Source organism: Paenibacillus sp. FSL R7-0189 (assembly GCF_037969925.1).
Taxonomy (GTDB): Bacteria; Bacillota; Bacilli; order Paenibacillales; family Paenibacillaceae; genus Paenibacillus_AQ; species Paenibacillus_AQ odorifer.
Genome location: NZ_CP150223.1, coordinates 1840419 through 1859385, shown reverse-complemented (window position 1 = coordinate 1859385; position 18967 = coordinate 1840419). Strand labels below are relative to the sequence as shown.

At 45.7% G+C, this 18967-nt stretch carries 15 protein-coding genes; 10 read left to right on the top strand and 5 right to left on the bottom strand.

Translation table 11 applies throughout. The features are described from left to right. Window positions 1-36: 36 nt before the first annotated feature. Complete coding sequence (locus MKY63_RS07960; RefSeq protein ID WP_076141847.1) at window positions 37-1323, top strand: aspartate aminotransferase family protein; 1287 nt, start codon at window positions 37-39, stop codon at window positions 1321-1323. A 38-nt stretch (window positions 1324-1361) separates the two neighbouring features. Further along, complete coding sequence (locus MKY63_RS07955; protein ID WP_076141848.1) at window positions 1362-2246, top strand: UbiA-like polyprenyltransferase; 885 nt, start codon at window positions 1362-1364, stop codon at window positions 2244-2246. Between the two features lie 560 nt (window positions 2247-2806). Here the strand turns inward: MKY63_RS07955 and MKY63_RS07950 are convergent. The 4 genes from MKY63_RS07950 to MKY63_RS07935 all read right to left on the bottom strand — a co-directional run bounded on the left by MKY63_RS07950 (window position 2807) and on the right by MKY63_RS07935 (window position 7321). Continuing rightward, entirely contained in the window at window positions 2807-3787 is a 981-nt protein-coding gene (locus MKY63_RS07950; protein WP_036682537.1) for a polyprenyl synthetase family protein, read from the bottom strand. 16 nt (window positions 3788-3803) lie between these two features. Then, window positions 3804-4253 (bottom strand): hypothetical protein, encoded by a 450-nt coding sequence (locus MKY63_RS07945; protein WP_036682535.1) that lies wholly within the window; start codon window positions 4251-4253, stop codon window positions 3804-3806. A gap of 245 nt (window positions 4254-4498) precedes the next feature. Further along, window positions 4499-6379 carry an FAD-dependent oxidoreductase gene (locus tag MKY63_RS07940; protein WP_036682533.1) on the bottom strand — a complete coding sequence of 627 codons (1881 nt, stop codon included), beginning with the start codon at window positions 6377-6379 and terminating at the stop codon, window positions 4499-4501. A 48-nt stretch (window positions 6380-6427) separates the two neighbouring features. Then, entirely contained in the window at window positions 6428-7321 is an 894-nt protein-coding gene (locus MKY63_RS07935; protein ID WP_076141849.1) for an FMN-binding protein, read from the bottom strand. A gap of 460 nt (window positions 7322-7781) precedes the next feature. On the opposite strand from MKY63_RS07935, the gene MKY63_RS07930 reads away from it, so the two are divergent. The 5 genes from MKY63_RS07930 (at window position 7782) to MKY63_RS07910 (ending at window position 12094) form a co-directional block, all read left to right on the top strand. After that, entirely contained in the window at window positions 7782-7985 is a 204-nt protein-coding gene (locus MKY63_RS07930) for a CsbD family protein (protein ID WP_036682530.1), read from the top strand. A 167-nt stretch (window positions 7986-8152) separates the two neighbouring features. Beyond that, entirely contained in the window at window positions 8153-9565 is a 1413-nt protein-coding gene (locus MKY63_RS07925; protein WP_038568513.1) for an ATP-binding protein, read from the top strand. A gap of 104 nt (window positions 9566-9669) precedes the next feature. Further along, the gene (locus tag MKY63_RS07920) at window positions 9670-10935 is read left to right on the top strand and encodes an MFS transporter (protein ID WP_339813468.1); all 1266 of its coding nucleotides are present in this window, start codon (window positions 9670-9672) and stop codon (window positions 10933-10935) included. Window positions 10936-10954: 19 nt separating this feature from the next. Then, window positions 10955-11620 (top strand): oxidoreductase, encoded by a 666-nt coding sequence (locus tag MKY63_RS07915; protein ID WP_076124502.1) that lies wholly within the window; start codon window positions 10955-10957, stop codon window positions 11618-11620. 93 nt (window positions 11621-11713) lie between these two features. Beyond that, window positions 11714-12094 (top strand): RidA family protein, encoded by a 381-nt coding sequence (locus tag MKY63_RS07910; protein ID WP_076185190.1) that lies wholly within the window; start codon window positions 11714-11716, stop codon window positions 12092-12094. Window positions 12095-12187: 93 nt separating this feature from the next. Here MKY63_RS07910 and MKY63_RS07905 read toward each other — a convergent pair whose 3' ends face one another. Beyond that, window positions 12188-12955, bottom strand: coding sequence for a TspO/MBR family protein (locus MKY63_RS07905; protein WP_339812380.1), 768 nt, complete (start codon window positions 12953-12955; stop codon window positions 12188-12190). A gap of 462 nt (window positions 12956-13417) precedes the next feature. On the opposite strand from MKY63_RS07905, the gene MKY63_RS07900 reads away from it, so the two are divergent. The 3 genes from MKY63_RS07900 to MKY63_RS07890 all read left to right on the top strand — a co-directional run bounded on the left by MKY63_RS07900 (window position 13418) and on the right by MKY63_RS07890 (window position 18619). After that, window positions 13418-16504: a DEAD/DEAH box helicase gene (locus MKY63_RS07900; RefSeq protein WP_339812378.1), complete on the top strand. Its 3087-nt coding sequence runs from the start codon at window positions 13418-13420 to the stop codon at window positions 16502-16504. A 33-nt stretch (window positions 16505-16537) separates the two neighbouring features. Continuing rightward, complete coding sequence (locus MKY63_RS07895) at window positions 16538-17329, top strand: hypothetical protein (RefSeq protein WP_339812375.1); 792 nt, start codon at window positions 16538-16540, stop codon at window positions 17327-17329. Between the two features lie 138 nt (window positions 17330-17467). Then, the gene (locus tag MKY63_RS07890) at window positions 17468-18619 is read left to right on the top strand and encodes a YCF48-related protein (RefSeq protein WP_076141851.1); all 1152 of its coding nucleotides are present in this window, start codon (window positions 17468-17470) and stop codon (window positions 18617-18619) included. The last annotated feature ends 348 nt before the right edge of the window (window positions 18620-18967 follow it).

Below are 18967 nucleotides of genomic sequence, written 5' to 3'. Positions count from 1 at the left end.
TAAGTTACTATTTTCACAAGAAGAGAGGGAATAATCATGGAACAGCAAGAATTCATCGGAAGAGAAGCCGTAGCGGCGAAGCGTAAGCAATATTTCTATCCGTGTACACAGCATTTTTACCGCGATGCGCCTCAGCTTGTGCGAGGTTCGATGCAGTTTGTGTATGATGAAAATGGCAAACAATATACAGATTTCTTCGCAGGTGTATCTGTAGTCGCTTGTGGGCACTGCAATCCAGCCATAACTGGACGTACGATTGAGCAATTGCAGCAGCTGCAGCATACGTCTACGATCTATTTAACTCAGCCAAATGTGGATTTGGCTGAACGTCTGGAAGAGGTTATGCCAGGCAGTCTACGCCGAACCTTCTTCGTGAACAGCGGCTCAGAGGCTAATGAAGGGGCATTGCTGCTCGCCCGGATGTATACAGGACGTAAGGGGTTCATTGCATTGGAGAGTGGTCTACACGGCCGTACCAATCTAACTATGAGTGTGACAGGACTGCCGATGTGGCGTACCGATAAATACTTGGATCATGACGTTGAGTTTATTCCTCGCCCATATCATCCAGAGCTATCTCTGGAGGAAGCCGCTGCACTCTCCCTGGAATCTTTGGAGCGAGTGCTTGAGGAGAAGGGGAATACTATCGCCGCAATGATCGTAGAGCCAATCCAAGGCAATGGTGGTATGATTATGCCAACGCCAACCTATTTCAGTGAGGTCAAAATTTTGCTGGAGAGATACGGCGTACTTCTGATCGCTGATGAAATTCAAACTGGATTTGGTCGTACAGGCAAAATATTCGCTATGGAGCATTTTGACGTAGTGCCCGATATTATAAGTATGGCTAAGGCACTGGGGAACGGAATTCCGGTGGCAGCCTTTGCGACAACGGATGAGATTGCACTTGCGCTGAACCGTCCGTCGGCTTCAACCTTTGGAGGCAATCCGGTATCTGCTGCAACAGCACTGGCTGTGCTTGATTATATTCGCGATGAACGGCTTCCTGAACGCTCAGTGCTGCTCGGAGAACAATTGAAAGCAGGGCTAAAGACCCTTCAAGAGCGTTATCCTTCGCTTATTGTGGATGTCCGGGGAATTGGGCTTATGTTGGGAGCGGAGCTTGCCGGTGAGAATGCTGAAGGCTCTGCGGCGCTTACAGATCAAGTACTGGAAGCGATGAAAGACAGAGGATACCTGATCGGCAAAAATGGCATAGGACGCAACGTACTAGCCTTTCAACCGCCGATGATTATTACGGAAGAGGATATCGACGGGCTGCTTAACAACCTGAATGAAGTCCTTGCGGAGCTTAATGTCTAATACAATGAATTTCAAGTAGCGAAGAAAGAGGAAAACGAATGGCTATTCTAAACATTTTTAAAACTGCAGGCCTAAAGCTGAAAATGTTCAGTGAACTGGTGATGTTCTCTCATACACTTTTTTCGCTGCCGTTTGCCATTATCTCTATGGTGTGGGCCGCTGGGGGCTGGCCATCAGGGCATGTAATGATCTGGGGTCTGATTGCATTGATCGGTGCCCGTAATGGCGCTAATGCATTCAATCGGCTGGCAGACCGTACGTTTGATGAACAGAATCCTCGTACGGCACATCGGCATTTGCCACAACGGTTACTGGCAGAAAAAGAAGTGGTTGTCTTTGTTATTGTCAATTATGCCATCTTTATTGTGGCTTCAGGCATGCTCAACTTGCTCTGCCTGCTCTTATCGCCGGTAGCAATCGTATTGATATCGACTTATTCTTATACAAAACGTTTCACCTTTCTCAGCCATTTATATTTAGGCTTTGTCATTGCTTCCGCGCCGATTGGTGCATGGTTTGCCGTAACTGGAAATATCGCATTTACACCGTTTGTGATCGGAACGGTAGTTATGCTCTGGATTGCCGGATTTGATATTATCTACGGCACTCAGGACATTGAATTTGACCGGCGGCATGGGTTATGGTCTATTCCGAGCCTCTTTGGATTAGAGAATGCGCTGCGTATCGCCAAAGGTCTACATTTCATTATGATTATGCTGCTATTATTCCTATACGTATGGCAGGATCTCGGCTGGATGTATCTGGTTGGGATTGGCATCGCTACATTGCTCCTGATGACCGAGCATAAGATAATAAAACCTTCGAATCGTAAGCTGATGAAGGTGGCTTCTTATAATCTAAATCAGGTAATCAGCATAGTGATATTATTGTGTACGCTGATTGATTTTTTCTATGTTAGTTAGAGAGCTGGCTTTGGTGAGCCGGCTGGCTGAGCATTGGCGCATTGCCCGCAAACTAACAACAAAAGACAATAGCCTACCCAAAAGGGGTAGGCAAAGGAATCGGAAAGCTGGCTACGCTAGCTTTCCTTTTTTGTGTTGACTCGCTCCCCGCTCTGTAAGGGGGAAGCTAAATGCAAAGATTAGGGAAAACCTCCCTAATCTTATTACGTTTATTATTTTTAAACTCTGTTTTAGGGAATTTCTCCCTGAAATATAGCTGGTTACTCTTAAAAGCATGCTAAAGTGGACTTTATTAGAAAGGTTTTCCCTAATATCGTAGTTTTCGAGCGATTAGTAGCTAATTTTAGGGAGGTTTTCCCTAATTACGTCCGATGGAGTAGAATGACTAAACGAGCTCATGTGCGCTACGCTGCGTTTGCGTGTTTAGCTTGTCTTGTTGAAGCGGAAAAATATCGGTTTGAATTTGCGACAAGATCAATGAAATGATGTGTTTAAATCAAAAAAACGGATACCCCCAAGTGAATGGGAGGTATCCGTTTTTAAGTATGAGAACGTACTCTTTAGCGATCACGGTCCGCAAAATATTGCAGCAACGTTTCCAGATCAGCATGCGCCGGGTAGGAGGAGAGCTGCTGCACAATAGCTGCAGCTTTATCCAGATAGTTCTGGCTGACCCGTTCAGCGCGAGCGAGGGCATCGCTATTGTTAATTAGGGTGAGCACATGTGCTACTTCAGCGTCGGAAGAATCCGGGCCGATTGCACGGATCACAGGCGAGAGCTTAGGGTCCTGCAAGGCGTACAGCACTGGCAGGGTGACCTGACCATGTCGCAGGTCGCTACCGGCAGGTTTGCCTAGGACATCGGCGGACTGTGTGAAATCTAGCAAGTCATCTTGTATCTGAAAGGACATCCCCAAGGCTTCTCCAAAATTATAAAGGAGATTGGCAACTTCTTCGGTGCTTTCAGTGGACAAAGCACCAACCCGTAAGCAGGTTGCCATAAGAAGAGCGGTTTTGTTTAAGGATTTCTCCAAATACTGATCCATTGTAATTTCATAATCAAAAGCATGTTCCATTTGCTGATATTCACCCAGACACAGCTGAGCGGTGGCTACAGAGGATAAGTCATGAACGTATCTGTTTTTATCTCCGGTATATTTGCTCAGCAGCTCGATGACCCGAGCGGACATGTAATTACCAACATGTACTGCTGACAATGTCCCCGTCTTAATATGTAAGGCGGGTACGCCCCGCCGTAACTCTGAACGGTCAATGATATCATCATGAATTAATGAGGCGGCATGAATAAATTCAGCAGCAGCAGCTAATTGAAGCGCTCTGCGGCCGGTATCCTTACGGCCAAACCGACTGCCAACAATGACCATGAGGGGACGAAGGCGTTTACCACCGGAATTTATAAGCTCTAGAACACTTTGCGCGAGCTGAGATTTCTTAGGTACATCTTTATCACGCGCCACAAGGTTTACGATTTCGCGGTTGATTTCATTTATGTCTATATTTAAGGCCTCATGCAGCTTCATTTATGGATCCCACCTGTCAAATGGCTTTGCTTGTGCGATTACGCTGTCTGCACTCTTGGATCAAGAACTCTTCGATTCCAGTAGCTGGATCATGTTCCGCGAAGTCTCCATTTGACCGTCTAATCTGCATTTTTTTGATCGAAGGAGCTAGATAAGCAACTAAGTCGAGCTCACGGCATTTCACCGCAAACTGCAGGTAAAAGCTATACAAATAATCTCCATCCAAAATGTTGCGTGTAAGGTCGGGATGATGTGGGATACATTCCATATGGCGCTCTGCTGCCAAAGTGAGAATAGTGTAAATACCCAGCAAATTGACTTTGCGGCTGTATTCCAGATCATGGCGTTCCAGTACCGAGATTAACTGTTCACATGCAGCCGGAGAGGGCTGAAGCTCAATTCCGGCAATAGGTGACATTTCAGTATGCAACAACCGGAGGGTATCTTCTATGAGTTGTTTGTTCACAAGATTCTCTCCTTCTTGTCGGTTTTGCCGGAAGAAACCATACCCCGATCATCCCTACAAAACCATTCATTCAAGAAAAAACCACCATTTCCTAGGATTAGGAAGGTTATTTTCTTCTTGTAAATAAGGAGAGTAATGTGTCCTAGGGACACATTACTCTGAAGTATATCCATATTTAACCCTAATAAAATACAATTTGCACATATGTTCTATATGATAAATTACACTAATTCAGGGTTTTATTATCAGTCGGTGTATAGATACCATCGTCTGACGAGCGGAATTCTCTTCCACTGTTTCTTAAGCCAAGGAAGTACATAATAGTCTAGACCAAGTGTGCTTCCTGATCCGCCGATGCAGGCAATACCAGCAGCAACGTACCATAACATTTCTGTCGATGCCATTTTGGTTGACCAAATCATGACCGACATGGCGACAGTCGCTATAGAAGCGAGTGCAGTGAAGAGACCAACGATGAGCATAATACCGAAGACGATTTCTGCACATACCATACCGATTTGGAACCATTTCGCGAGGAAAGTGTAACTTCCGTCGTTGTTGTAGAACATCAAATCCATGAACCAGTTTGTAATGTTGTATACGAAGTTAGGTACAGGCAACGCTTCAACAGCTTCTTTTGCAGTGGATACTGCTGAAGCTGCAGATTGTGCATCTACGGTGTCTTTAACTGCATCTACTGCAACACTGGCTGCTGATGAAGCATCCGTTGCAAAAGGAGCAGCTGGAATCAAGAAAATCTTATCTGGATCTTTCCAAATCTTTTGGATCTTCTCAATACCTTCGTATAACCACATACCACCAAGTAGAACACGAAGTGGTACGAGCCAGAAATTAGGTGAACGTTTGGAGAAGTGACCACCCAAGAAGCTCTTGCGGTTCTCAACATGGAAGAACTCATGCATCATATATGTCCATACTTTATTGAATCCGACAACCTGAGACAGGTAGAACATATTAATAAAGTGTTTGGAAAGCATTGCCATGAATCCAGTAAGCATAAAGAACTTACCTGGCAGACCAACGTTTGCTACACCGTAGCGGCTACCAATGGAGACCATTGTACCGTGGAAACCTGGTTTGTAAGCTTTTTTAGCAGTGTTCTGAATGTCAGCGGCAATGTTGCCAGCAACAATCGGAGCTGCTTGTTCAGCGTTCTCAACCATTTGTGGTACAGGACGAGTTTCACCTTCAGGAATGTAGAAAATGTTGTCCCCTACTACGTAAACGTTCTTATGATCTACACTTTCCAGGTTCTCATTCGTAACAATCCGTTTGCGGCCTTGTTGTTGTACTTCAAGTCCACCAACGATTTCGGAGCCTTCAACACCAGCAGTCCAAACAATTGTTTGGGAATCGACAACGTTTTTCTCACCAAGTGCAACACTACCATTGCCTACTTCGGTGATTTTAGCGCCAGTCACGATTTCTACGTTCAGCTTACGAAGGCGAGCTTCAGCTTTTTGAATCAGCTTATCTGGAAGGATAGGCAAAATCTTCGGAGCCATATCAGCCACAATCAGTCTTACTTCGGATGGGTCGATAAAGAACTCCTTGCATAATTCCTCGCGTTGTTCAGCCATTTCACCAACTAGCTCGACACCAGTAAAGCCGGCACCGATAATAACGAAGGTTAGCATAGCACGACGTACAGCTGGATTTTTCTCCATAGCCGCTTTGGTATACATATCGCGGATTTGACGTTTCAATGCTACCGCATCATCGTAAGACCAGAAGGAGAAGGTGTTTTCTTCTGCGCCTGGAATGCCGAAGAAGGTTGGTTTGCTACCTGTGCCGATTACAAGGTAATCGTAAGCGTAGGTAGCTTTATCCGATTTAAGTTTTCTGCTTTTGAAATCGATATTGCTGATCTCATCAAGAACAACATCTACTTTAAGGCCCGCAAAAATCTTCTTAAGATCGATCTTGATTGAATCCTCTGGAGCACGGTTCGCGGCAACCTCATGCAGCTCAGTCAATAGAGTGTGATATGGATTCCGGTCGATCAGTGTAATTTCAACATCTTTGTTTTTCTTAAATTTCTTTGCCAGTTTTTTAGCCGTGAGTACGCCGCCGTAGCCGCCGCCCAAAATGACTATCTTCTTCAAGAGAAATTCACCTCATTCGTCTGATTAGCTGCAGAAGGTCCTGCGAAATTATTTCGCGCCTTCGAGTGCTTTTTCTGCAAGTGTAAAATATTCACCAACATGAATACTCACGCCGGAAATTGCATCAGTTTTGCCTTCAGCATCAAGCGTTGGAGCAACACCTTTGTTTTCAAGGAAGTATTTTTCAGCCAAAGCGATTTCTTCATGCCATTCAGCAGAAGCGCCGCCAGCTTTCATACCATATTTACCATCAACGGAGAATTGCTTCTTGTCATCGCCAGCAGCATTCAAACCACTGAATTTAACAGCTACAACATTACCGTTAGCAACAGTCAGGTCAACAGTGGATTTCCAACCGGATTCAGCGTCCATTTCGCCTTCAGCATGGTAGCCTCCGTCTTTATATTGACCAGCTTCTACTGGACCAACAGCAAGAGCAGCTTGAGCAGCTTTTACAAAGTCAGATACGTGTACGGATACACCAGAGATGGCATCAGTTTTCCCTTCAGCATCAAAAGTTATAGCTGCTGGATCTTGTTTTTCGATCAGGAATTCTTCAGCTTTAGCTGCTTGCTCGTGCCATTCAGAAGAAGCACCGCCAGCTTTCATGCCATATTTACCATCTTCGGAAACTTTTTTCTTCAGGTCGCCTGCAGTGTTAACGTTAAAGGCATCCCAGTCAGCTTTAGTGATCTTTCCACCTTCTACAGTTAAGAGTGCGAAATATTGCCAGCCAGTTTTAGCATCAACGTCAGCAGTACCGTAGTAAACTCCGTCTTTGTACTGTCCAGCTTCAGTTCCAGCGTTACCGGAATTTGTTGCAGGAGCAGTTGTTTCAGCTGGTGCGTTAGTAGGGGCTGCGGCGTTGTCTGTGTTGTTACCACAACCTGCGAGCAATCCAAGGATAAGTGCGCTCGACAAGATAACAGAAGCTTTTTTCATTTCAAATGACCTCCAAAAATATAGTTTAAAATATATATATTAAAATGTAAAACATTTTAATAGTCGAGCGAAGTGATAAAAATCACTTTATAAATGATATTTGTCACTTTAATCTCATGCGTTATTACCCATTTGTAACAGTATCTTGACTTATATCGGCATACATTAGGAAAAAATTTAATGATGTTGTTTTATCTCCGATGGCATTCTAGCACATGGACTAGGAAAACCATTGTGAAATAAATCACTTAAAAAATTAAATATTTAATTTATATCTGGATTATATCAAATTTTAAAAGATTTGAATACATATATTTAAAAATATATGTGACAGAATACGACTTAATTTGCGAATGTCTTGAAATGTGGAAAGATTCATAGCGAATGGGGAAGGGTAAGTAAAGGTAACACGGGATAACAATCCTACCCTAATTAATTCAGCTAAGGAGATGAGCTTATAATGGACAACAATGTATTTAAAGGAAAATGGAAACAGCTCAAAGGCGAGGCCAAGAAGCAATGGGGCAAGCTTACAGATGATGATCTTGACGTAATTGACGGTGAAAAGGATAAATTAGTAGGTAAACTACAAGAACGTTATGGACATACGAAAGAAGACGCGGAGAAAGAGTACCAAACCTGGGGACGTTCCTACCGCGATTAATTCATTACTAATGACGTTAATATAAAATTCCAGAAGAAGAGCGCAAATCGCATCTGATTTGCGCTCTTCTTCTGCGTCCATGGGCGTTAGTTATCGAATGGGGCTTTAGTATGGTAGTATTATGAGATGAAAGTTGTATTTTATTTTGCCGAGGTGGGAGTGAATCTATGGGTTATCTTAAAATATTTTTTGGAAACACCGCAATGCTAATAGCTGTAGCCTATTTGGCTAATCTTATATATAAAAACACCATTTCAAATGCAAGTGTAGGAATAAAAAAGGTAAGCTGGGTATTACTGGCCATTTTTGCCGGGTGGATTAGTACTCTTTTTGGATATAGGCTGGGTGAGCATGTGATTTTTGATTTACGTTTTGTGCCACTTATTATATCAACGCTGGCTTATCCGCATCCTTTCATTCTTGTTTTGATCGGTATAGGAACAGGTCTTACACGGTTAACTTTTGGAGTAAATGAGGCGGCGATGGCCGGAACCATTAATCTGTCCATTCTAGGATTTGTTTGTGCTGCGCTTAGCTACTGGGTCAGACGATCTAACTTATGTATGGTGAACAAAGGTTTGATCGTGATTCTAGTCATAAATGTAATGAACGCAATCAACATTATGGTGTTTGGTGTGATCCCCGCCCCAGAGTACATAAAAGAGATTATGCCGATTACTTTCCCTGCCGGATTGATTCTAAGTGTTCTATTCTCCTTAATTATCCGTGACTTTCAATTGGGTCTCTTGCGGAATGGACAGATTGAGCGTGCTAATGAACAGCTGTCTGCCCAGACGGAGGAGCTGCATAAGAATAAGATCGAGCTTGAAGAGCGTGCCGATCAGTTAATGATGGCTTCGCAATTTAAATCGGAATTTCTGGCAAATATGTCTCATGAGCTTAGAACGCCACTGAATAGCATTATTAATTTATCGCAATTAATTGAAGACAATGATAATTCTCTTACGGAAGCAGAAATGAGGGAGTATGCAGCTATTATCCGCCGTTCTGGTGAAGAATTATTGATGATTATTGGCGATATATTAGATCTGTCCAAAGTGGAAGCAGGTCGATTAGATATTATTAATGAAGATTTAAGTGTTAGTGAGATTCCAGAGATTCTGGCTATGCAGTTCGCTGTGACAGCGAAACAAAAAGAACTGGAATTTAATATTGATATGGAAAAAAATGTTCCACAAATGATTCATTCCGACCCGCAGCGGATTCAGCAAATCCTGCGCAATTTGCTTTCTAATGCTTTTAAATTTACAAAGTCTGGCCATGTCGCACTCCGTATTCGTCAAGAGGAACGTGGGGAAAGAGCTATTGTGAAGCATTGGATTGTATTTGAGGTAGAAGATAGCGGTATTGGTATTGCACCAGAGAAGCATGCCATGATCTTTGAAGCCTTCCAACAGGCGGATCGAACAATTAGTCGAAAATATGGCGGAACAGGATTAGGGCTTTCTATTAGTAATGATTTGGCCAGACTGCTCGGAGGTTTCATTACTTTAGAAAGTGAGGAAGGTAAAGGGAGCCGTTTTTCGCTTTATTTACCCCTCGAAATCATAGAAGAGTAAGCTCCAATATTATTTGTTAATTTGGCGTATTGACAGTAGATTGATGCGGAGTAGAATGAAGCAAATGCCGCATCAAAGGAGTGTTACCCCTCTCTATGAACAACATGGAAACTAAGCACACAGTTACTAGTTCAAAGCGTGTCCGTAAAACCTCAGTACATCGCAGAAATTTGCGCATTGCTACCTGGGAAGGTGTGCCATCGACCATTTTCCAGGTACTGCTGCAAGGGCAGTTTCTAACAGGATTCCTACTATATTTAGGAGCCACTTCAAGTCAAATTGGATTTGTGCTAGCGCTTACCACCTTGGTTAATGTGATGCAGATCGGGGTAGCTTTTTTGATCCAGAAGCTGCCAAGCCGCAAATGGGCTATGGTTACTTTTATCGGCCTGCATAGGATACTTTGGAGTTCTACGGGGCTAATTCCGTTTATTTTTCCTAAAGAGTATTGGGTCATGACTTTTATAGCCTTATATACTACTGCATTTATTGCTAATACGGCGGGTGGTGTGCTATGGAGCTCTGTGATCAGCGACCTTGTTCCAGCACGTGTGCGTGGACGTTATTTTGGGATTCGTAATACGTTCCTGAATGCACTCGGTAGTCTGGTGATGTACGGTGGGGGTATCGTTTTGGATCGTTATCCCGGTAGCCATGGTTTTCTGATTCTTTATATTGTTGTGTGGATCTTCGCGATCTCTAACGTCGTTGTATTCTTTTTTTATCCCGACGTGCCTTTCGAGAAGTCGGAAGAACATAAATTTTTGCCGATGTTTAAGAAACCGCTTAAAGATACTTTATTTATGAAGTCTACTTTGTTTCTGGCCGCCTGGTTGCTGCTGCAGAATTTAACTGTTCCGCTATACTCGTATGTCATGTTGCAGTTACTTCATATAAATTATGAAACATTATCACTGCTTAATGTGTCCCAGACTCTTTTTATGATGGCTAGTTTCTACGTTTGGGGTAATCTAAATGCAAAATATAGCAATAAACGTCTGTTGTTCTTTACGTTGCCGATTATTGCCTTGTCCTCGTTGATGTGGGGACTCTTGTCTGTGCTGCCGATGCTGTTGGTGTTGTTTGCCGCTCATATTGTTTTTGGTGTAGGTGTAGGCGGTTTCAACCAGCTGGCCTTTAATTTTATTATTGGAGACACGCCGAAAAAAGAACGGCCTATGTATATGGCGACCTATGCGGCGCTTACGGGTTTATCATCCTTTTTTGGTCCGCTTATTGGGGGACAGCTGTATGAAAAAATTGCCCACTGGCCGCAATGGACCCAAGTATACGGTATGCAGTTGGTAGTGGGAACGCTTATGATCGCTCTTGCCTTCCTGCTGGGCCGTCGTATTCTAAAGGACGAATAGAAGTAAAGGGGACTATTCCATGTTAAGGATTGCGTTGGTATTAGGGGCTACTGGATTAGTAGGGAAAGCGGTTACGGAGGAATTGCTGAATCGTGAAGGTTGGGGTGAGGTGAGAGTGCTTGTACGGACTCCATTAGCTTTAGAACATCCTAAGCTTAAGCAAATCGTTGTGGATTGGGAGAGCCTGGCGGAGTATAGCGATTCGTTCGAAGGCGTTCATTCCATCTTCTGTTGCCTCGGGACTACGATCAAGAAGGCAGGTTCACAAGAGCAGTTCGAACGTGTCGATCTGGATTATCCGCTTGCAGCTGCTGCTATTGCGAGAGATCACGGTGTTAAACAGTTCTTGGTTGTTTCATCCATGGGGGCAGATGCCAAATCGCGCAATTTCTACAGTCGGACTAAGGGGAGAGCAGAGGAAGCGTTAAGCAAAATCGGTTTTCAAGGGCTGCATTTGTTTCGGCCATCCTTGCTGCTGGGTCATCGTGAGGAATTCAGACTGGGAGAACGCGTCGCGGCTAGATTAATGAAAGCGCTGGAGTTTGTGATGGTTGGCAAAGCGGCTAAATATCGTGCCATACCTGGTGTAACTGTGGCGAGAGCTATGGTTAACATTGCCTCTGCTGACACGCATGGTTTGCATATCTACACGAATGAAGTAATACATGTGATTGGAAAACGTTAAGTTTTTCGGGCTGGTAATAAATTTGCATTACGGTGAGAACAGGACTTACAATGGACAATAAATGATCAGCGTTTAATGGAGAGGGGTAACAAGATGAGTAAAAAACAAGTAGCTACTACAAAAGCACCAGGAGCCATTGGTCCTTATAGTCAAGCCATTACCACCGGTAGTTGGGTATACACTTCAGGACAACTGGGCCTTAATCCCGAGACAGGGAATTTGGTTGAAGGCGTTCAGGAACAAGCTCGTCAAGCACTTAGCAATGTACAAGCTATTCTTGAGGAAGCTGGTGCATCACTGGATCATGTAGTGAAGACCACCGTATTCCTAAAAGATATGAATGATTTTGCAGCAGTTAACGAGGTTTACAGCACCTTCTTTAAAGAACCTTATCCTGCCCGCAGTGCCATTGAGGTTGCTCGGCTGCCCAAAGACGGACTTGTTGAGATCGAAGCGGTAGCACGTAAGAAATAAATATGATTTCGCACTTCTAGATTATTCTACAAAAAAAGGCAGGTTAAGGAGGATCACCTTCTTAGCCTGCCTTTTATATTATCAAGAGGACAATCAGTATCTGCTGTATCTTCTGCGGCGTGGTGTGAGCAATAGCCAAATGCTGTAGAGCAGCAGAAGACCTGCCGTTATTGTGCCCGTTACAAAGACTGCATTAGCCTCTCTATGTTCCAGGGCGATCGCGATGAAAGCCCATACGAAGACCAGAGGATAGATGCTGTCTCGGTTAGGATAGCTGACTAACACCGCAAGTAGTGTCCCCACGCAGAGCATGATCACGGCCCAGGTTATCCCGCTAAGTCCAAACCCATCCCAATGATTTTTCTCCAGAACAACGCTAACATTCACGATAGTCGCCACAGAGATCCAGCCAAGGTATATACTAAAGGGTAGCTTGATCAGCCATTTCTCACCTGAAGTAGGATTTGCGATCTGGCGCGTTCGGCGATAGATAACAATGATGGAAATTAACATTAACACCATGGCAATCAAAGAAAGCTCGATGTATAGATACTGCCAGAGGAAAAGCCAGCTCATATTAAAAACACAGCTCAGGATAAACCAGAACGAAATAGCTCGTACAGAATCCCTAGAGCTTGTATAGGAGCGGAATTGATAAATAACGAAACCGGCTAACAAGAGATAAATCAGTGACCAAATGGAGAAGGCGTAGCCAGCAGGAGTCATGTAAGTCTTATATTTGTCAGAGATTTCTCCTGTACTGTTTCCGCCCAAAGGCAAGGTTACCGCCAGCACATTTACGATAATTACACCCACAAAGAATACGAGGTTCCACCATTTATAAGGATTATAACGTCTCAAATAATTCACTCCCTAGCTTTTTAATAGGGTGTTGCTTATTTAGAATATACCCCTTTTTGGCCTAATTAAGACTATAAAAAGAAAAAAAGTGACTAGTGAGTCATAACATTCTTGGATAGCAGGGCAGTAGTGCGGGGTATTTTAAATGAATCAAATTACTGGGTGTTTCTATATCCTTCAACTTTATTTCATAAAAATCTACAGAAAATATGCAGAAATGTTTTTAAATCAGCGCTTTTTCGTATAAGATGAAGAGATGAAGATTCAAGAAAATATAAGTTTTGTCCTAGTTCTTTATCCTTATATTTACCGCAGGAGCGCATCGCCTCTCTAAAAGAGGAAGAAGCGGCTTCTACTTGTATAGCTTCAAAATTTATTTCTCGCGGAAAAGGTTGCAGTTACCCTTCCTGATGGTGGGGGGCTGGTTCTTTTTTTGCTTGCTTAAAAGACAGGAGATCACCGATGACTAAGCATCTGTATGCAATATGGTTAGGGGACGTTTTATTTTGCTTCTCTGGCGAAACTTCGGAGCCGAAGGTTGACGCTTGGACTCGCGTAGTGAAGCGGATGGAGCTACAGGGAGGAGTGCGTCCTTTTGCAACTGCTGCTCTGCGTCTGGCAGAAGTGAAATATCCGGCTCCCCCTGTAGAGGGGAAGCCAGCCCGGCGCGGATTGCCCGGACGAACGTTCGAAGGGCTCGCCTTGGTTCCTAGCGATGCATTTCAACTGCTTCTGGCATGGGATGAGACGTTATGCCGAGATCAGGGAGTGGAGCCAGGCGGCGAACTGCGTTACTGGGCAGCAGCGGCACGTTTTGCGCTGGAGCTGATGGGTACAGGCGGGATTACCCCGGGAGCCTTGCCACCACGCCCTGTGGGCTCACGTCGCCGCGGCGGCGAACAGGCGGCGACGGTCTGCTGGTCGCCAGCTTTCCGAAAGCAGGAGGACAAAGAGATCTTTCTGCAGCTGGCAGCATCCATGCCTGTTCTTGCACTAGGAACGCATATCGCAGAGGCAGGGGATTTATCCTCTCGTGATGAGGCTGGAGCATATGTGCTTTACTCCTTTATGCAGGCTGTAATGACTGCTGAAATAAAAAAAGTAATTGCGGGTATTGAAAGTGAGTTAACCCCTTATAAAGCGAATTATCGCCGGGGTTATTCCCCTTTAACTGAACTGTGGTGGAATAGCCTTCTCACGGGAAGCCGAGATATACCCGTGCAAGGAACTCCGGCAGAGGTGACAGACCTTTTGGTCACTGTGAACGAGACCGCTGGCAGCGATGTGCCACATTCAGAACCAGAGGAAGCACGGAGCGGGCAGCTGGGTCTTGGGTTACGGCTGGAGCCGCCAGAAGACAATAATGAAGTGTGGCGGTTAACCTTCTGGGCGGAGAACAAGGAAGAAGGGGAATTCTGGTTTCCCGCCAAATCGATCTGGAGCAGTAAGGAACGAGAGTTTACGTTATGGGGGAAACGCTATCGCAATATCCAGCAGCAGCTGCTTATAGCGCTGGGCCGGGCTGCGAAGATATCGCCGGATATTCAGCGCGCTCTTGCTAAGCCTGCACCTACGGGGGCAGATTTGGAACCGGAGCGTCTTTATTTCTTTTTGAAGGAGACGGTGCAGCAGCTGCGCGATCGGGGAATAACGGTGCAGATGCCTTCGCGCTGGAGCCGTGAGGGACGCCGCCGCATTGGCATGAAGATGAAAATGCAGCCGGGCGTGAACGGGGGCGATAGTCCGGCACCCGCGGCTCTGGGTATGGAAGAACTGATCTCGTTCCGTATTGAGGCCTCGCTTGGAGATAGTACGATTAGTGAGGAAGAATTAAATGCGTTAGTAGAAGCAGGTGTACCTTTTGTACGTTTCCGCGGGGAATGGATCGAGATAGATCCTAAAGAAATCCGCCAGGTTCTTAGATATATGAAACGCCACGAAAACGGAGAAATGACTGCCGCGGATTGGATGCGCCTAGAAGCCGAGGATGGTGAAGATCGGCTCTGGAAAGGAATGTCCGTCACTGGGATGGAGACATCGGGGCTGTTGGCATCACTTATGCGCGGAGATGTATTACGTAATCTTCCGGTGCGTCCTGTACCTGAGGGTCTGCATGGAACTTTAAGACCTTATCAGGAGCGGGGTTATCAGTGGCTGGCCGAGCTCAGTGGTCTGGGTTTTGGGGTGTGTCTCGCCGATGATATGGGTCTAGGTAAAACGGTGCAGGTTATCACCTGCCTGCTGGACCGGGCGTTAAGTGCTCCCCCTGAAGAGAAGCAGGAGCCTGTACTGATTCTTTGCCCAACATCGCTTCTTGGCAACTGGCAGCGGGAGCTGCAGCGCTTTGCACCTTCGCTTAATGTACACATACATCACGGTGGACGCCGTGTTCGGGGAGATAGCTTCTTAGAACTGGCAACCAGTCATGATATCGTACTGACGACCTATCACTTGGCAGGGCGTGACAGCGAGGATTTAGCCAATGTCCAGTGGTCAACAGTAGTGCTGGATGAAGCTCAATATATTAAAAATCACCGGACGAAGCAGGCACAGAGTGTGATGAAATTATCGGCACCGCATCGCATAGCTATGACAGGTACTCCGGTAGAGAACAGACTTGGCGAGTTATGGTCTATTTTCCACTTTTTAAACCCGGGCTATTTAGGAACCTATCATTCCTTCCGGCAGCGTTATGTGTCTGGGGAGGGTGGGGAACGTCTGCGGGAGCTGCATCGCTTGGTATCTCCCTTCCTGTTGCGGCGTCTGAAGAGTGATCCGGATATTTCTAAGGATTTACCGGAGAAGCTGGAGCTGAAGTCTTATTGTCCACTGACCGAGACCCAAGCTGCCCTGTATCAGGGTGTCGTGGATGAAATGCTCGGCGTGATCGGGGAGAGCAGCGGTATGGCCCGCCGTGGACTGGTGTTATCCTCTCTGACGAAGCTGAAGCAGATTTGCGATCATCCTCAGCTATTCCGGAAAGAAGAAGGTCGGAGTCCGCGTAATGAACATTCCGGTAAAATGGAGGTTATGTTCGAGGTGCTGGACAGTATTGCTGAAGTCGGCGAGTCTGCGTTGATCTTTACTCAATACGTAGCGATGGGTGAGCTGCTGGTGAGCAAGCTTACTAAACGTTATGGTACATCGCCGTTGTTCCTTCATGGAGGAATTCCAAAACGGGAGCGGGACGAGATGGTGCATGATTTTCAGGAGGGCAAGGGTCCATCCTTCTTCGTGTTATCTCTTAAAGCGGGCGGAGTAGGATTAAACCTAACCCGGGCCAATCATGTTATTCATTACGATCGCTGGTGGAATCCGGCAGTGGAGAATCAGGCGACAGACCGGGCTTTCCGAATTGGGCAGGATAAGAACGTACAAGTTCATAAGCTGATTTGCCAAGGAACGCTGGAGGAACGTATTGACGAATTAATTGAGCGGAAGAAAAGCCTTTCGGAGCAGGTTGTTGGTTCTGGTGAAACATGGTTGACCGAGATGTCTAATCATGAACTGAAGGAGCTTATTGAACTGCAGGATCAGGATTGGATGTAAGGAAAGACATGAGCAATGCGGAGGGATCGAACAATGAGTGAACTGTTAGAGATGCGGCTGGAAGTTGTGCCTGGATTAGTAAAAGCAGCATGGATGGCTTCGCCCGGGAAAGTGACGGGAGGGTCGCGGGCAAAAGGTGAATGGAATGTCGGTACTTCTGCTGTTCCTCAGGGACAAAGACCGGAGCAACCTCTCTCTCTGAAGGTTCCAGTCTGGCATGCTGCCCGTAGAAAAGAAATATTGCGGCGTCTGGCGCTAAGTCCGGATGAGGTATTTGCTTTGCTGCAAGGGAGATTGACGGGTGGGCTGGCGGAACTGGAGCTTCTGCCTACAGATACAGAGCTGGAGCAAGCCCTCTTTGAGGGGGAAGGGTTAGAGAACCAGGCGGAGACTCTGCAGCTTATAAAAGAACGACTTGCTGAAGAGCCGCTGCTGGCGCTTTCTCTGAGAGGATTTACTAAGGGAGAACTCCTGGATGGAATATTTGCCCTTTGGGCTGAAAGTGATATAGCTGCCGATGATTCTGAGACAGAGGCAGCCCCCGTTAGTGAGCTTGCAACGGAATTAGCACGGCTAGAGCGCAAGGGCCCCGCAATTTCCTCTGGAGAATGGCTTGCAGAAGCGGCTGCTGAAGGTTCGCTTCACCAGCCGGGACCGCAGTTCCATGAGATTACGGCTAGGCCATTTCCTTCATCGCCGGTAGTAGCAGCGGTAACGGAAGACTGGGGAGCTTTGCTGCCTCAGACACCTAAGGCGCTAGAAGGCCTAACTTTGATTATGAATCGAGTAGCAGAAGCTGCTGCCCGTCGAGCAAGTAAGGCGTAATTAAACAGCAGTGGAGTGTAGAGAAGCCGCATCCTATCTGAGGAGGCGGCTTCTTTGTGTAAAGCTTCTGTAACCTTTTACTATTAAACTCTGTCTATGATTATAGAATAGAAGGAAATGGAAAAAGGAGGATTTCATTTGAGACTATATGCCGTTTTTGCCCCGATAATCATTGCCGGGTTATTTCTGCAATCCTGCATGGTAAACGATAAGTTTGGTTTAGATTCGAGTATTGGGACAAATACCGCTGAGCTGAAGACGGATATGAATTCTTTGCAGGGGTATCCTGCTAAATTTAGCATGAATGACATAAAGCATGGGTGGGGAATAGACGAGACTGGATTATGGACTACGAACGATGGAGGGAGTAGTTGGTACCATCCGGACAGCAATATCGTTCCTATTCCACAAGAAACAGGCATCTTTGCCGCAGCAAGCTTTTTCCTGAATGCCACAAATGGCTGGATTATAAGTAGTCATGGTATGGGTCAATCTGTCCTGATCTATCATACCTCTGATCAGGGCCAGACCTGGAAGGAGACAAAACTTCCCGTCACGGAGGATTGGGAGCAAGGATACAGTGGCGGATTTATTCATTTTATCGATGTGAATAACGGGTATGTGCTGCTGGATTCAGAACCTGGTCTCGGGATGATGGAGAAATCCTTGTATCGCACGACAGATGGCGGGAACAGCTGGAAGCGAATCGGAAATCTAACGGGGAGTATTAAAGCCTATCCAACAGGGATGACCTTTCAGGATTCCCGGAATGGCTGGATCACCTCCAGCAACCATGGGCAAGAATACATTTTAACGTTCAGAACTTCGGATGGCGGGAAGAGCTGGAAGCCGGAACAATTAAAGAAGCCGGCTGCTATGGCAGCATTTACTTACAGTAATAGTTATCCACCTAAATTCTCAGGCAAAGACAATATGAAAGGCATCCTGCCGCTGGAGATTGTTGACGATGGGATTCGAAGTATGGTGTTTTACATAAGTGATAACGGAGGTAGGACATGGAAGCCGGGCCCTCAATTACTCGGTACTGAGGCGGTGAGAACAACATGGCTGAACGCTCGGGAAGGTTGGGCCTTGCAGGAGGGTGGTAAACTGGTGGCGACTGTCAACGGGGGTGTAAGCTGGAGGATAATTGCTACTTCGCAGCTATTCACGAAGGCAGAGAATATTCAGTTTGTTACGCCGAAAAACGGTTGGCTGGCGGGTCCTGAATTTCTACAGACCACTACAGATGGTGGCGTTACATGGAAGCCTTTGGTTGGCAAGCCTTGAGGCTGAATACAGCGGAATGCCGGATGTAATGATTAGCCGTTGAGACTTAGGGACCCAGGGGGCGTTATTCACACATTTACCGCCTATCCAGCATGTTTTCGGACTCCAGTGCAGCTATTTCATATAGTAGGGCGCAGATCCGGTGTTTTTTATGCCGTTAGTGACTTTGGGGTCCGTTAGTATGCAAAATGGAGGATTATTCTGTGAATAAGATCGGCTGTGTCTGATAACCCCTTGCTTCGGCGGCGAAGGGTATCGATCAAACGGCCTAATCGATTAAAAAGAAGGGGGTGTCCCAGCAGCCATTGTCATGGCTTATGAGACATCCCCTTAATTTTTGAGAAATGT

Bases quoted from the DNA above. Each gene is read 5' to 3' on its own strand.
- MKY63_RS07950 (WP_036682537.1), bottom strand. From the start codon at position 3,787: ATGAAGCTGCATGAGGCCTTAAATATAGACATAAATGAAATCAACCGC.
- MKY63_RS07960 (WP_076141847.1), top strand. From the start codon at position 37: ATGGAACAGCAAGAATTCATCGGAAGAGAAGCCGTAGCGGCGAAGCGT.
- MKY63_RS07925 (WP_038568513.1), top strand. From the start codon at position 8,153: ATGGGTTATCTTAAAATATTTTTTGGAAACACCGCAATGCTAATAGCT.
- MKY63_RS07955 (WP_076141848.1), top strand. From the start codon at position 1,362: ATGGCTATTCTAAACATTTTTAAAACTGCAGGCCTAAAGCTGAAAATG.
- MKY63_RS07910 (WP_076185190.1), top strand. From the start codon at position 11,714: ATGAGTAAAAAACAAGTAGCTACTACAAAAGCACCAGGAGCCATTGGT.
- MKY63_RS07920 (WP_339813468.1), top strand. From the start codon at position 9,670: ATGGAAACTAAGCACACAGTTACTAGTTCAAAGCGTGTCCGTAAAACC.
- MKY63_RS07900 (WP_339812378.1), top strand. From the start codon at position 13,418: ATGACTAAGCATCTGTATGCAATATGGTTAGGGGACGTTTTATTTTGC.
- MKY63_RS07930 (WP_036682530.1), top strand. From the start codon at position 7,782: ATGGACAACAATGTATTTAAAGGAAAATGGAAACAGCTCAAAGGCGAG.
- MKY63_RS07935 (WP_076141849.1), bottom strand. From the start codon at position 7,321: ATGAAAAAAGCTTCTGTTATCTTGTCGAGCGCACTTATCCTTGGATTG.
- MKY63_RS07915 (WP_076124502.1), top strand. From the start codon at position 10,955: ATGTTAAGGATTGCGTTGGTATTAGGGGCTACTGGATTAGTAGGGAAA.
- MKY63_RS07895 (WP_339812375.1), top strand. From the start codon at position 16,538: ATGAGTGAACTGTTAGAGATGCGGCTGGAAGTTGTGCCTGGATTAGTA.